This window comes from Pseudomonas sp. JUb42 (assembly GCF_024807945.1).
In the GTDB taxonomy this organism is placed as follows: domain Bacteria; phylum Pseudomonadota; class Gammaproteobacteria; order Pseudomonadales; family Pseudomonadaceae; genus Aquipseudomonas.
On sequence record NZ_JANUFD010000014.1, the window covers coordinates 123,873 to 138,332 of the forward strand.

Consider the following 14,460-nt stretch of genomic DNA (forward strand, 5'->3'; position numbering starts at 1 on the left):
GAACACGGCTTTTTCAGGACGACATATGAAAATGAAAACAACAAAGAGCCTGTTACAAGTAGGCGTATTGAGTCTGTCTCTGTTGGCGACAGGTGTGATGGCGGCGGTCTCTGCCAGTGACGCAGCAAAACTGGGCACCAGCCTGACGCCAATGGGCGCGGAAATGGCCGGCAATGCCGACAAGTCGATCCCGGCCTGGACCCCGCTGGCGACCAATGCCGGAGCGGTGGACAGCAAAGGCTTCCTCGCCAATCCGTACGCCAGTGAGCAACCGCTGTTCATCATCACTGCGCAGAACGTCGACAAGTACAAGGAAAAGCTGGCGCCGGGCCAATACGCGATGTTCAAGCGATATCCGGACACCTTCAAGATGCCGGTCTATCCGTCCCACCGCGGCGCCACCGTGCCTGCCGATGTGTTCGCGGCGATCAAACGCAACGCCACCAACACCAATCTGGTGGGCGGCGGCAACGGTCTGGAAAACTTCGAAACCGCCGTGCCCTTCCCGATTCCGAAGGACGGTACCGAAGTCATCTGGAACCACATCACCCGTTATCGTGGTGGTAGCGTCAGCCGTCTGGTAACCCAGGCGACGCCACAGACCAACGGTTCGTTCAACCCGGTGTATTTCAGCGACTCGTTCGTTTTCCGCGACAAAATGAAGGATTTCGATCCGAAGAACCCTGGCAACATCCTGTTCTACTTCAAGCAGGAAGTGACCGCGCCATCGCGTCTGGCCGGCAGTGTGCTGCTGGTGCACGAAACCCTCGACCAGGTGAAAGAACCACGGGCTGCGTGGGTCTACAACGCCGGTCAGCGTCGTGTACGTCGCGCTCCGCAAGTGTCCTATGACGGGCCGGGTACTGCGGCGGACGGCCTGCGCACCTCCGACAACCTGGACATGTACAACGGTGCTCCGGATCGTTACGACTGGAAGCTGATCGGCAAGCAAGAAATGTACATTGCTTCCAACAACTACAAGCTCGACGATCCGAAACTGAAGTACACCGATATCATCAAGGCCGGTCACCTCAATCAGGATCTGGCGCGCTATGAGTTGCGTCGTGTCTGGCACGTGACTGCGACCCTGAAGGAAGGTCAGCGTCATATCTACGCCAAGCGTGACTTCTTCATCGACGAAGACACCTGGCAGGCAGCAGTGATTGACCAATACGACGGTCGCAACCAGCTGTGGCGTGTGTCCGAGGCCTACGCCGAGAACTACTACGACAAGCAAGTACCGTGGTACGCCCTGGAAGCCATCTACGACCTGCAGTCTGGCCGTTACCTGGCACTGGGCATGAAGAACGAAGAGAAGCGCGCTTATGACTTCGGCTTCACCGCCACCATCAGCGACTTCCAGCCTAACTCCCTGCGTCAGGAGGGTGTGCGCTGACAGTTGATCCATCGTTGAACGTGCGCCGTTGATCACAGCCACTGCGCATTGAACTCCACACAAACGCCCCGACTCGTCGGGGCGTTTGTGTATGCGCCCGGCTATGGCCGTATATTCTTTTCGATGATTGTGGGGATTTTGTTACAGACTTTTAGGAAACCGCCTACAAAACCCCTTGCTTAACCGCTAGTCTCGGGACATCCGCAACGCCGATAAATAGCACTTTCGAATAACAAGAGCCGGCTATGAGTGATTTGTCCCGTTTGCAAGGATTCGCAGACAACGTAGTGCCTGCGTTGGAAGGGCGATTCTTTCGACCCCCGCTGCCGGACGGCTATGTTGCCCGTGCCCGGTTGTGCGAGCGGCTGCACGCCGGATTGTCCGGGCGCCTGCTGCTGATCAGTGCCCCGGCAGGGTTTGGCAAAAGCTCATTGGCAGTCGAATTCTGCGAAGGGCTGCCCCGACAATGGCAGAGCCTGTGGCTGGGTTTGAGTCAACGCGACAGTGATCCGGGCCGCTTCCTCGAACGCCTGCTGGCCGGTCTGCAACAATTCTTTCCGCAATTGGGTGGCCAGGCCCTGGGCCTGTTGAAAATGCGTCAGCGTCACCAGCCCTTCGCCTTCGAAGAATGGCTCGACGGTTTGCTGGACGAACTGGCGCTGCACCTGATTCCCGGCAGCCCGGTTTTAGTGGTGCTCGATGACTACCATCTGGCGCAAGGCCCGGTGCTTGACCGTTGCCTGCAATTTTTCCTCAATCATTTACCAAGCGCACTGGTGGTGATGGTCACCAGCCGCCAGCGACCGGACTGGCACTTGGCTCGTCTGCGCCTGTCCCGGCAATTGCTCGAACTCAATGAACAAGACCTGCGCCTGACCCACGCCGAATCCCTGGCGGTGCTCGATCAACAGGGCAGCGCCCTCAACGGCGAAGCGCTACACACCCTGATCCAGCGCAGCGAAGGTTGGGTGGCCGGGCTGCGCTTCTGGTTATTGGCCGCATCCGAGGCGGGGGACAACACCTTGCCCCAAGCGCTGCATGGTGGCGAGGCGCTGATCCGCGACTACCTGCTTGAAGAAGTCATCGATTGCCTGCCCACCGATGTGCAGGCCTTCCTTTATGAAACCGCGTGCCTCGAACGCTTCTGCGCCGAATTGTGCAACGCCGCCCGGGATAGTCACGACAGCGTGTCGATGCTCGGCTATTTGCAGGCCCATCAAGTGTTTCTCGTGCCACTGGATGAACACGGTCGCTGGTTCCGCTATCACCATTTGTTCTCCGACCTGCTGCGGGCGCGGGCGACTCAGACGGTAGGGCCGCAGCAGCGCCGCCTGCATCTGAACGCCTGTCGCTGGTTCAGTGAGCAAGGGTTGCTCGACGAGGCAGTGGAGCAGGCCTTGCGTGCCGGACATGTGGATGTGGCGGCGAATCTGGTGCAGAACCTGTCGGAAGAAAAACTGCTGGCTGAGCAGAATATCGGTCTGCTGCTGCGCTGGAAGATGGACTTGCCTGACAGCCTGCTGATCAGCACACCACGGCTGATCGTGCTCTATTCCTGGGCCCTGGGTCTGGCCTGCCAGCTCGACGCCGCCGAAGAGTTGAGCGCGCACTTGAGCCGCTTCCTGCCCGCGCCATCGGCCACCGCACAGAAGTCCATGCTGGCACAGTGGCTGGCCCTGAGCGGCATCATTGCCCGTGGGCGTGGTGAGCGGGACAAGGCGCAGCGTTATTGCAGTGAAGCCCTGTCCAGCCTGCCCAATCTGCGTTACGGCCAACGCCTGATGTGCCTGTCGACCCTGGCCAATCTGGCGGTGACCGAAGGCGATCTGTGGCGGGCGAGGGCGTTGAACCGCGATGCTCTGGAGCTGGCCCAGCGCGTGGCCAATCCGCTGTTCGAAGCCCTGGCCCATTACGACCGTGCCCGGGTGTTGCAGGCCCGGGGCGAAACGCTGCGTGCCCTTGAGGAAGTCCGCCAGGGACTGCAACGTCTCAAAGGCTTGTCGGCGCAACGCCTGTATGCCATCCGCGCGCGGTTGACCTGTTACGAAGGCTATCTGCTGACCACGCGCCTGCAAACCGAGGCCGGTCGTGAGCGGCTATTGGCCGGACTGAGTGAGGCTCGCGCCTGTCGCGATATCAGCGTGTTGATTGCCCATTGTGTGATCGCCGGGCTTGAAGGTCGGGCCGGGCGCTTTGCTGCGGCCTTTGCCGAGCTGGGTGAAGCCGAGCGCCTGATGCATATCTGGGATGTGCCGCCGATCTACTACCTGGCGATGATCACCCTGGTCAAATGCGAGCTATGGCTGGCCCAGGATCGCATCGACCTGGCCGAGGCCTGGCTGGTACGTCTGGCGCAGACCTACAGCGGCGACCAGGCGGCCACCGCGCCCGAATGTTTGCCGCATCTGCCGTATCTCATTGACGTGCAGCGCGCCGTGCTTGAGCGTATTCAAGGTAAAAACCAGGCCTCGGTCGAACGCCTGCAAGCCCTGGAACTGTGCGCGCAAAAGGCTGACAGCCAACTGATGCGCCTGATCGTCCTGAATCAGCAGATCCTTTCGCTGATGGGCACTCCCGACGAAGGCCTGGCCCGGGATCTGTTCAGCCAATGCCTGCAGGCCGCCATGGGCGGAACCTTGTCGCCCTTCGAGGAGCTGATCGAGCGCCATCCCCTGTGGGTAAAAGAAATGCTGCTGGTGCGGGCGCCTTGCCCGGTGCGCGATGCCCTGATGCAAAGGCTGCCGGTTACCCTGGCGGTAGCCCGGGAAATCGGTGATCAGGCGGATAACCTCAGTGCCCGGGAGCTGTCAGTGCTGCAGCTGATTGCCCAGGGTTGCTCGAATCAGGAGATCAGTGAACAGCTGTTTATTTCTCTGCACACGGTGAAAACCCACGCCAGTCACATCAACAGTAAGCTGGGCGTCGAGCGACGTACCCAGGCCGTGGCGCGCGCCCAGGAGATGGGTTTGCTGGGCTGACAGAACGAGCGCAATTTTCCTGCGAGAACAGGCAAATTTTCTACGCCAACCTTTAGTGCATGAGCTAGTGTCTCTGGGGTACGCGAATGATTTTCCTGCACGGATTGCCATCGTTAAGCAAAACCTGACCGGGCTCCAGTCGTCAGGTTTTTCTGGAGTCGATCATATGCGCTGCACCTTCGACGTAGGCTTACTGTTTTCCACTGATGGCGGCTACAAGCGCCTTGGGCTCGCGGCTCTGTCCGGCGCCCAGCAGGCCTTGGCCGAAATCAATAATGATCCGCAACTTGACTTCTCCTTGCGTGCCCACGCGTTCAATCCCCAGGGTTTTCTGCATCGCTATCGCCAGGGCGCCCAGGCGTTGCTGCAGGATGGTGTGCGGCATATCTTCGGTGGCACGACTTCGGCCGGGCGCAAGGAAATCATGGGCGCCCTTGAGCGTCGTGATGGCCTGCTCTGGTACGGCAGCCCCTACGAGGGCTTTGAGAGCAGCGAGCAAGTGATCTATCTCGGTGCCTGCCCGAACCAGACTCTGCTGCCGTTGCTGCGCTATGCCCTGGAGCACTTCGGCAAACGGGGAGTATTGCTGGGCGCCAATTCCATTTGGGGGTGGGAATACAATCGTATTGCCGTTGAGGCAATGAATGCTGCCTGCGCCGAGGTGGTGTTCGAACAATGCGCCAGCCTGGGCGCGACCCAATTCGGCGATGTCGTGGCGAAAATCATCAGTGAACGACCTTCGTTCATCCTCAACAATTTACTCGGTGATTCAGCTAGCGCTTTTCTGCGACAGCTGGATCAGGCCTGCCAGGCCAATGGCCTGAGTTTTCCGGTACTCAGTTGCAGTCTGAGCGAAGCCGAGGCGGATGCCATTGGCGAGCTGCGCTGCCTGCGCTTATTGTCGTCCGGGACTTTTTTCGAGGACGTCGACCTGGCTTTCTGCGTGCATCAGCAACAATTGCACGGCGCTGTCGCCTGCTCTCACTACTACGTCAGCAGCTACGTCGCGATGCATCTGTTGGCGAGTGCCTTGCAACATTTGGGCAGCGATGAGCCGGTGGGCGTTCGTCGTTATCTCTGTGAACACGCCGAGGACACCGTGCTGGGGCAGCTGAAATTTTCCCCGCGCAATGGCCACAGCCCGTTGCCGTGCCATATTGCGGAATTGCATCAGGGGCGCTTCTTGCGTCTGCATAGCGAAGCACAGCCGCTTGCCCCCAGCCCCTACTTGACCAGCAACGACCTGAGCGAGTTTTATCGACTGCGTGATCCTGCCCGGGAGCCGCATTGGTTGCGGGTCAGGTGACAGCGGACTGCAAATTTATAGGTATTTGAGGGAGGCATTGCGGGGAGGGGGGTAAAGCATCCTTGCCTTGCGATCATTCCATGAGGGTCAAAGTTTTTTCTTGCACCAGATCTCATCGATGTTGCTGATACCCCAATCATCAGGAGACTCGATGCGCACAATCGGATCGCGATCATACTGGCTCGCCAGGTTGATCACCTTGGGTTCCAGTTGCTTGCGGGTCAGCGCCGACATGAAGACTTTGACCTTGGGCAGCAACAGCGAGGTGTCATTCTGTTCGACCACCACGCCCAGGCGACCGCTTTCCAGCCGTACCAGGGCGCCGATCGGGTAGATCCCCACCGTTTTGACGAAGCTCTGAAAGACCTTCTCATCGAAGTGACCTTTCCAGGTCGCCATCTCACGAATCGAATGCGCCGCGCCCCAGCCCTTTTTGTAGGGGCGCTCGGAGGTCACCGCGTCGTACACGTCGCAGACCGCGCCCATGCGTGACAGCAGGCTGATTTCTTCCCCGGCGAGGCCGTGGGGGTAACCGGAACCGTCGACTTTTTCGTGATGGTGCAGGCAGACGTCCATCACTGACGGGATGACATGGCGATTTTCCTGGAGGATTTTCAGACCCTCTTCGGGATGCTTCTTCATCGCCAGGAATTCCTCCCGGGTCAGGCTGCCCGGCTTGTTGAGAATTTCTATCGGAATCATCATTTTGCCGACGTCATGCAGCAGCCCGGCGGCACCTGCTTCGCGCACCTGATCCTCACTCATGCCCATGCGTCTGGCCAGGGCAATCATCAGCGCGCACACCGCGACCGAATGCATGTAGGTGTACTCGTCGGAATTCTTCAGGCGAGACAGACTGATCAAGGCGTGGGGATGGCGCATGATCGAGTTGGAAATTTCCCCGACCAGCAAGGCCACATCTTCCATGTCCATCGCCCGGCCCATGCGCGCGTCAGTGAACATGCCCATGACCGCCGTCTTGGCCTTGTTGCAGATCTCCTGAGCGCGGTTGATTTCTTCGTCCAGCGTGGTCGGTTCGGTATCAACTACGTCATCGCCCTGCAGCCCGTCCTGCGAGCCGCAGCACTCATCAGGGCGTTTGCCCCGGGCGGTATCAATCCATACTTCTTTGGTAGTGGACTGTTGAATAAGCTTAAGTACTTCAACATCTTGCAGTTCAACTTCAACGTGCTTTATCCAGAACGGATCGTTTGCCCATGGGCGGCAAAATTCGTGGATATACATACCCAGAGCAAGTTCGGAGACGCGGATTTTTTTTAGCATGACTGCATGCTCGCTGAACGTATTGACTGACTGGCAAGCAGTACTGCAATCATCGGGCTATGCACTGAGTGATAAGCGATGTGAAAATGTCCTATCGCCATATGGTTCCACCTTGAAGGCCAAGCCCGCTGCACTGGTTGCGTAGTGCCAGTATAAGGGGCGGCCTGTGAAAAAAACACGAAGTTTTATAGCGATAAGTGAAGCGCTGTGAATATTTATTTTTTATCAAAATCAAATGCTTAATAATGTATCTGTTTTGACGTCAAATTATTGATGTTATAGCCGTCCGGCAATAGCGGTGTTTTAGTTTAAATAAGACGCGGTCTTGATCGCGTTGCCGCTACGGTTGACCGGTTAGAGCAAACTCCGTAGCGACCTAATGAATTGTTTGGCTCAAGAGCAAGTTGAGACTTCAGCCTCCATGAGCGTGATTGACCAGCCGTAGTTGCAGATATTGCAGCAGCATGATGGTCTTGCCGTCGACGATATCGCCGCTGCCGATCATGGCGATGGCTTCGTCGAAACCCAGTTCCAGCACTTCGATATCCTCGCCTTCCTCGGCCAGACCGCCACCGCTATTGATGCGATCGCCCGGTTGGTACTGGCCAATGAAGAAATGGATGCGCTCGGTGACGGAGCCCGGGCTCATGAACGCCTCGAAAATCTTCTCGATGGCGCCGATCCGATAACCGGTTTCTTCTTCTGCCTCAAGGCGAATGCGTTCTTCAGGGCTGGCATTGTCCAGCAGCCCGGCGGCGGACTCGATCAGATAGCCGCTGTGGCCGTTGACGAAAGTCGGCATGCGAAACTGCCGGATCAGCAGCACCGTGCGTTGCGCAAGGTTATACAGCAGGATCGTCGCGCCGTTGCCACGGTCATACACCTCCCGCGTCTGCGCTTGCCAACTGCCATCGCGGCGGCGCAGGTCGAAGCTGTATTTCTTCAGCAGGTACCAGTTGTCCGAGAGGGTTTCTTCGGCGGTGATACGAATCGGGCTGTCTTGCATGGCGGGTCCTTTGGCGGGCAGTGAACAGTGCTTTGATCATACTGCGCCTTGAAAGGTCAGGGCAGTTGGCGTCAATCTTCGCTTCTGAATCGCAAAAAGTTGCCCCAGGACACCTGATGAACCCTATAAATCCCACCCTGATCCGCGAAACCTTCCCCGTCGGCCCTTTGCAGTGCAACTGCACCATCATCGGCGACCCCGTCACCAGACAGGCCATCGTGGTCGATCCGGGCGGCAATCATGAGTTGATCCTCGCGCGGCTGGAGGCGTTGGGGTTGAAGGTAGTTAGCATCATTCATACCCATGCGCATCTGGATCATTTCCTGGCATCAGGGCAACTGAAGGAGAAGACCGGGGCGACGCTGCATCTGCACGAGGAGGATCAGTTCCTGTGGGACAACCTCGAGATGCAATGTCAGATGTTTCGCGTGCCTTATGTTCCCGTGCCGTCCCCGGATCGCTGGCTGGCCGATGACGAGGAATTGGCCTGCGGCTGCGGCGTGGCGATTCATACGCCAGGGCATACGCCGGGGTCGATGAGTTTCTGGTTTGCCGAGGCCAAATTGTTGATTGCCGGTGACACGCTGTTTCGTCGCGGGGTCGGGCGGACCGATTTGTGGGGCGGGGATCAGGCGACCCTCGTGCGTTCGATCAAACAGCGGCTGTATACCCTTGATGAAGATGCGACCGTAGTGGCAGGGCATGGTCCTGATACGCGATTGGGCGACGAGATGCGTGAAAATCCTTTCATCCGCGCGTAGGGAATTGTTCAGGCGGTGTTAAGGAATTTTTGACGGCTTCAATGCTCTAATTCCGGTATTGGGCTTTAGCCCTGTGCCAGTAGAGTCAGGAGCCGTTCATGTTTTTTACTTCCCGTCGTTTGATTATTGTTGCTACCGCTGTTGCCCTGCTATCCGGCTGCGCATCGCCTAATCCTTACGACAATCAGGGCCAGGCGCAAAACTCCACAGGCATGAGCAAAACTGCCAAATACGGTGGTCTGGGTGCGCTGGCGGGTGCCATTGCCGGTGCCGCGATCGATCACAACAACCGTGGCAAGGGCGCCCTGATCGGCGCTGCCGTGGTCGGTGCCGGTGCTGCCGGTTACGGCTATTACGCTGACAAACAGGAAGCCGCATTGCGTGCCAGCATGGCCAATACCGGCGTCGAAGTGCAGCGTCAGGGCGACCAGATCAAACTGATAATGCCCGGCAATATCACCTTCGCCACCGACTCCTCGGCCATCGCCAGCAGCTTCTATTCGCCGCTGAATAACCTCGCCGGATCGCTGCGCCAGTTCAATCAGAACAACATTGAAATCGTCGGTTACACCGATAGCACCGGCAGCCGTCAGCACAACATGGATCTGTCGGTTCAGCGCGCCCAGAGCGTTGCAACTTACCTGACCTCCCAGGGCGTCGACGGCACTCACCTGTCAGTGCGCGGCGCCGGCCCCGATCAGCCGATTGCCAGTAACGCCGACGTCAACGGCCGGGCGCAGAATCGTCGGGTAGAGGTCAATCTGAAGCCGATTCCAGGGCAGCAATACCAACAGCAATAATGCCTGCAGGCCTCATGAAGGTTGATGTGGGAGCGGATTTATCCGCGAAATGGGTGCTGAAGGCGACGCAAATTCGGCGGACCTACCGGCCTATTCGCGAATGAATTCGCTCCCACATATTCGCCCCCCGCAGCTTTGCATCAACCCTTCTTTGGATACTGTTGGTGCAACTGCCCCAGCAATTGGTCCTTCTCTTCCCACAGCCGGTTGATCCACTGCTGGAATTCCAGGCGGTAGGCCTCGTCCTGGTCGTAGCTCTTGCCGATGAATTGCGCAGGAATCTGCACTTCTTCGAAATGCACGACCACTTCATTGACCTTGCCGCACAGCAGGTCCCAGTAACCGGAGCGTCCATTTGGATAGTGGATGGTGACGTTGATGATCGATTCCAGCTGATCGCCCATGGCATCCAGTACGAACGCAATGCCGCCGGCTTTGGGCTTGAGCAAGTAGCGCAACGGTGATTTCTGTTGCGCATGCTTGCCGGGGGTAAAGCGCGTGCCCTCGGCGAAGTTGAAGATGCCTACCGGGTTATGACGGAACTTGTCGCAGGTGCGGCGAGTGGTTTCCAGGTCCTTGCCTTTCTTTTCCGGATGTTTTTCCAGATAGGCCTTGGAGTAACGCTTCATGAACGGAAAGCCCAGAGCCCACCACGCGAGACCGATCACCGGCACCCAGATCAGCTCTTGCTTGAGGAAGAATTTCAGCGGGCGGATGCGGCGATTGAGCACGTATTGCAGCACCATGATATCGACCCAGCTCTGGTGGTTGCTGGTCACCAGGTAAGACTGCTGATAGTCAAGCCCCTCCAGGCCACTAAGGTGCCAGCGTGTGCCGCCGAGCAGGTTCATCCAGCCTTTGTTATTGCTGATCCAGGCCTCATGAATGTGACTCATCAGCCAGTCGGTGAAGCGCTGGGCGGCGGGGAAGGGCAGGCACAGCTTGAAGATCGCGACGATAAACAGCGGGGTACAGCACACCACTGTATTGAGCGCCAAAAGCAGCGAGGCGAGGACGCCGCGCAAAGGTGCTGGCAAGAAATCCATGGCGGATCGAACTCCGGATAAAAGACATGTGCCGTCGGTGTCGAGCCGACGGCATTGTTATTGTGGGTGAGAAGTGTGTCAGGAAAGCTTGTCTGCCTGAATCGCTGTCAATGCGATGGTGTAGACGATGTCATCGACCTGGGCGCCCCGGGGCAGATCGTTCACCGGCTTGCGCAGGCCTTGCAGCATCGGGCCGAGGCTGACGCAATCGGCGCTGCGTTGCACGGCTTTGTAGGTGGTGTTGCCGGTATTCAGGTCGGGGAACACGAATACCGTGGCGCGACCGGCTACCTGGCTGTCCGGCGCCAGTTGCCGGGCGACGTTCTCGTTGTGGGCGGCATCGTATTGCAGCGGCCCATCGATCAGCAGGTCGCGCTGGGCTTCCTTGGCTAGCAAAGTGGCTTCGCGGACCTTCTCCACTTCTTCGCCGCTGGCCGAATTGCCGCTGGAATAACTGATCATCGCCACCCGTGGCGCAATGCCGAACGCAATGGCCGAGTCGGCGCTCTGCTGGGCGATTTCCGCAAGTTCCGCGGCGCTTGGATGCGGGTTCATGATGCAGTCGCCATAGACCAGCACCTGCTCCGGAAACAGCATGAAAAACACCGAAGACACCAGGGTGCAGCCTGGCGCGGTCTTGATCAGTTGCAGGGCCGGGCGGATGGTGTTGGCGGTGGAGTGAACCAGGCCCGAGACCAGGCCATCGACTTCGTCCAGCGCCAGCATCATGGTGCCGATCACCACCGGGTCTTCCAGTTGCTGCTCGGCCATGGGGGCGTTGAGGCTCTTGCTCTTGCGCAGCTCGACCATCGGCGCGACATAACGCTCACGAATCAGGTCCGGATCAAGAATCTCCAGCCCCGGCGGCAGCTCGATGCCCTGGGCCTGGGCCACGGCGTAGACTTCTTCCGGCTTGGCCAGCAGCACGCAACGGGCGATACCCCGAGCCTGGCAGATGGCCGCCGCCTGGACCATGAACGGCTCGGCGCCTTCGGGCAGCACGATGCGCTTTTTGGCCGCCTGGGCGCGCTGGATCAGTTGATAGCGGAATACCGCTGGCGACAAGCGCAGTTCCCTTGGTGTGCCGCAACGCTGGTGCAGCCAGTTGGCGTCCAGGTGGCTGGCGACGAAATCGGTGATGACCTCGGCGCGCTCGCGGTCATCGATGGGGATTTCCTTGTTCAGCTGATTGAGCTGGTTGGCGGTGTCGTAGGAACCGGTGCTCACCGACAGCACCGGCAGCCCGGCCTGCAAGGCGCCACGGCACAGGTCCATGATGCGCGGGTCGAGCATGGTATCGCTGGTCAACAGCAGGCCCGCCAGGGGCACGCCGTTAAGGGTGGCGAGGCTGACAGCGAGGATGATGTCGTCGCGATCGGCCGGGGTCACCACCAGCACGCCCGGTTTGAGCAGTTGCAGGGTATTGAGCACGGTGCGGGCGCACAGAATGATCTTCGACATGCGCCGGGTTTCGTAATCCCCAGCGTTGATCACCTGGGCGCCGAGCAGTTCGGCCACGTCGCGGGTGCGCGGCGCGTTGAGATCGGCCTGGAACGGAATGCAGCCGAGCAGACGGAAATCGCCGTTACGCAGCAGCGGCGAATGCTCCTTCAGGCGCGTGGCGAAGGCCTCCATGCTCTCGTCCGTGCGCACTTTGTTGAGGATCACGCCGAGAACTTTCGGATCCTTGGGGCCGCCAAACAATTGCGCCTGCAACTCGACCCGCCCGGACAGCTCGGTCAGCACTTCGTTTTCCGGCGCCGACACCAGGATCACCTCGGCATCCAGGGCCTTGGCCAGGTGCAGGTTGACCCGGGCGGCATAACTGGCGTGACGGGTCGGGACCATGCCTTCGACGATCAGCACATCCTTGCCCACCGCCGCCTCTTGATAGAGGTTGATGATCTCCTCCAGCAGCTCGTCCAGCTGACCATCGCCGAGCATCCGTTCGACATGAGCCAGGCCCAGGGGCTTGGGCGGCTTCAGGCCATGGGTGCGGGCGACCAGTTCGGTGGAGCGTTCCGGGCCGAGATCACCGGGGTGCGGCTGGGCGATGGGCTTGAAAAAACCGACCTGCAGGCCGGCGCGCTCCAGGGTGCGTACCAGGCCGAGGCTGATGGAGGTCAAACCCACACCAAAGTCGGTCGGGGCGATAAAGAAAGTCTGCATGCGGGCTTCTCAGTATGAGCAGTGCAAGGGGCTGACCGGCAAGTCGCCAGCCAAGGCCAATCGAGAAAGACTCTGACGTCGTCGAGTTGCGGCGCCTTATGAACCTAGGTTATCCCGATCCTGCTCCTGAGCGCACCAACCGCAGTCAAAGCGTCGGCCGATTTTTTTTGCGCGTTCGCCAGGATCAAGCACCCAGGCCCGGGATTGCCAGGGCGGCTGGTGGCGCAGATGCTGGGTGTGGCCGCAGGACAATACGGCAACCCAGTGGCCGTCTTCGTCCTGGCGAAAACCCAGGATGGTCGGGGCTTGCAGGGTGCTCATGGGATATCCGTCGGGGCCGTCTGTCAGAGTTGCGTTCGCTTTCGCGCGAGGGCTTGGTTAAACTGACTCGCTATCCATCAACAAGCAAAAGGTCTTGCCCTCATGTCGATCGCCGCAAACAAGGCTGTCTCCATTGACTATACCCTGACCAACGACGCCGGTGAGGTCATCGACAGTTCTGCTGGCGGTGCGCCGCTGGTTTACCTGCAAGGTGCAGGTAACATCATTCCAGGCCTGGAAAAGGCTCTGGAAGGCAAGGACGTTGGTGATGAACTGATCGTTGCCATCGAGCCTGAAGAGGCTTACGGCGAGTACTCCGCCGAACTGGTCAGCACGCTGAGCCGCAGCATGTTCGAAGGTGTCGACGAGCTGGAAGTCGGCATGCAGTTCCACGCTTCTGCGCCCGATGGCCAGATGCAGATCGTCACCATCCGCGATCTGGATGGCGATGACGTCACCGTTGACGGTAACCACCCCCTGGCTGGTCAGCGCCTGAACTTCAAGGTCAAGGTCATCTCGATTCGTGATGCCAGCCAGGAAGAAATGGCTCATGGTCACGTGCATGGCGAAGGCGGTCACCACCACTGATTTGTGCTGCTAAGCTCAGTTAGCTGGCGAGGCGCCCAGACAGGTTTTGTTACAACGCCTTGCGTTGGCACAGCCTGATTGCGGCGCCTTTTTCGTCTGCTGGTTTTTTCGGGAGTTCGCCATGAGTGCTTTTCACGACCTCAAACTAGAAGCTCTGGATGGCAAGGAACTGCCGCTCACGCCCCTCAAGGGCAAAGTGGTCCTGGTGGTCAACGTCGCTTCCAAATGCGGCCTGACGCCTCAGTATGCCGCGCTGGAAGTGCTTTATCAGACCTACAAGGACCAAGGCTTCAGCGTCCTTGGCCTGCCGTGCAACCAGTTTGCCGGGCAGGAGCCGGGCACCGGGTCCGAGATCCAGGAGTTTTGCAGCCTCAACTACGGCGTAAGCTTTCCGTTGGGCAGCAAGCTCGAGGTCAATGGCCCGCATCGTCATCAGCTCTATCGCCTGCTGGCCGGAGAAGGCGCCGAGTTTCCCGGGGATATCACCTGGAACTTCGAAAAATTCCTGGTCGGCAAGGATGGTCGGGTACTGGCGCGCTTTTCGCCACGTACGGCACCTGATGATCCGAGCGTGATCCAGGCTATCGAGAAAGCGCTGCACTGATTCCCCGGCTGCCTGCACTCATCTGAATTCTGTAGGAGCTGCCGAAGGCTGCGAATGGGTCAATCTGATGGACCGCCTTCGCAGCCTTCGGCAGCTCCTACGTGAATTGTGCTTGCATCGAGAGGGCCCAACACCGGCTTCTACAGCACAATCACGCTAATCAATAGTGCTGTTGCGCGCATTTGTCCGGTCTTATTCTGT

At 59.0% G+C, this 14,460-nt stretch carries 11 protein-coding genes and 1 pseudogene; 7 read left to right on the top strand and 5 right to left on the bottom strand.

Annotated features, from left to right (window positions below):
• Positions 1-31: 31 nt before the first annotated feature.
• From M2401_RS25215 to M2401_RS25225, 3 genes are all read left to right on the top strand, one after another.
• Complete coding sequence (locus M2401_RS25215; protein ID WP_259107211.1) at positions 32-1,396, top strand: DUF1329 domain-containing protein; 1,365 nt, start codon at positions 32-34, stop codon at positions 1,394-1,396.
• Between the two features lie 245 nt (positions 1,397-1,641).
• Positions 1,642-4,374: a LuxR C-terminal-related transcriptional regulator gene (locus M2401_RS25220; RefSeq protein ID WP_259107213.1), complete on the top strand. Its 2,733-nt coding sequence runs from the start codon at positions 1,642-1,644 to the stop codon at positions 4,372-4,374.
• A gap of 166 nt (positions 4,375-4,540) precedes the next feature.
• Entirely contained in the window at positions 4,541-5,680 is a 1,140-nt protein-coding gene (locus tag M2401_RS25225; RefSeq protein WP_259107215.1) for a transporter substrate-binding protein, read from the top strand.
• Positions 5,681-5,767: 87 nt separating this feature from the next.
• Here the strand turns inward: M2401_RS25225 and M2401_RS25230 are convergent, their stop codons facing one another.
• Together M2401_RS25230 and M2401_RS25235 are read right to left on the bottom strand one after the other, a co-directional pair.
• On the bottom strand, positions 5,768-6,964 hold the full coding sequence (locus tag M2401_RS25230; protein ID WP_259107218.1) for an HD-GYP domain-containing protein: 1,197 nt from the start codon (positions 6,962-6,964) through the stop codon (positions 5,768-5,770).
• 412 nt (positions 6,965-7,376) lie between these two features.
• Positions 7,377-7,970: an NUDIX domain-containing protein gene (locus M2401_RS25235; protein WP_259107219.1), complete on the bottom strand. Its 594-nt coding sequence runs from the start codon at positions 7,968-7,970 to the stop codon at positions 7,377-7,379.
• A gap of 116 nt (positions 7,971-8,086) precedes the next feature.
• On the opposite strand from M2401_RS25235, the gene M2401_RS25240 reads away from it, so the two are divergent.
• Both M2401_RS25240 and M2401_RS25245 read left to right on the top strand, forming a co-directional pair.
• Positions 8,087-8,731, top strand: coding sequence for an MBL fold metallo-hydrolase (locus tag M2401_RS25240; RefSeq protein WP_259107222.1), 645 nt, complete (start codon positions 8,087-8,089; stop codon positions 8,729-8,731).
• 98 nt (positions 8,732-8,829) lie between these two features.
• A complete protein-coding gene (locus M2401_RS25245) occupies positions 8,830-9,531 on the top strand; it encodes an OmpA family protein (protein ID WP_259107224.1) in 702 nt (233 codons plus the stop codon).
• A 140-nt stretch (positions 9,532-9,671) separates the two neighbouring features.
• Here the strand turns inward: M2401_RS25245 and M2401_RS25250 are convergent, their stop codons facing one another.
• The 3 genes and pseudogenes from M2401_RS25250 to M2401_RS25260 all read right to left on the bottom strand — a co-directional run bounded on the left by M2401_RS25250 (position 9,672) and on the right by M2401_RS25260 (position 13,201).
• The gene (locus tag M2401_RS25250; protein WP_259107226.1) at positions 9,672-10,577 is read right to left on the bottom strand and encodes an acyltransferase; all 906 of its coding nucleotides are present in this window, start codon (positions 10,575-10,577) and stop codon (positions 9,672-9,674) included.
• 78 nt (positions 10,578-10,655) lie between these two features.
• A complete protein-coding gene (gene pta / locus M2401_RS25255) occupies positions 10,656-12,746 on the bottom strand; it encodes a phosphate acetyltransferase (protein ID WP_259107228.1) in 2,091 nt (696 codons plus the stop codon).
• Between the two features lie 96 nt (positions 12,747-12,842).
• Positions 12,843-13,201, bottom strand: a pseudogene (locus M2401_RS25260) (DUF3565 domain-containing protein).
• Here M2401_RS25260 and M2401_RS25265 point away from each other — a divergent pair.
• Both M2401_RS25265 and M2401_RS25270 read left to right on the top strand, forming a co-directional pair.
• A complete protein-coding gene (locus M2401_RS25265) occupies positions 13,170-13,655 on the top strand; it encodes a peptidylprolyl isomerase (RefSeq protein WP_259107230.1) in 486 nt (161 codons plus the stop codon). The pseudogene M2401_RS25260 and the gene M2401_RS25265 overlap by 32 nt on opposite strands.
• A gap of 121 nt (positions 13,656-13,776) precedes the next feature.
• Positions 13,777-14,259 carry a glutathione peroxidase gene (locus M2401_RS25270; RefSeq protein WP_259107232.1) on the top strand — a complete coding sequence of 161 codons (483 nt, stop codon included), beginning with the start codon at positions 13,777-13,779 and terminating at the stop codon, positions 14,257-14,259.
• The last annotated feature ends 201 nt before the right edge of the window (positions 14,260-14,460 follow it).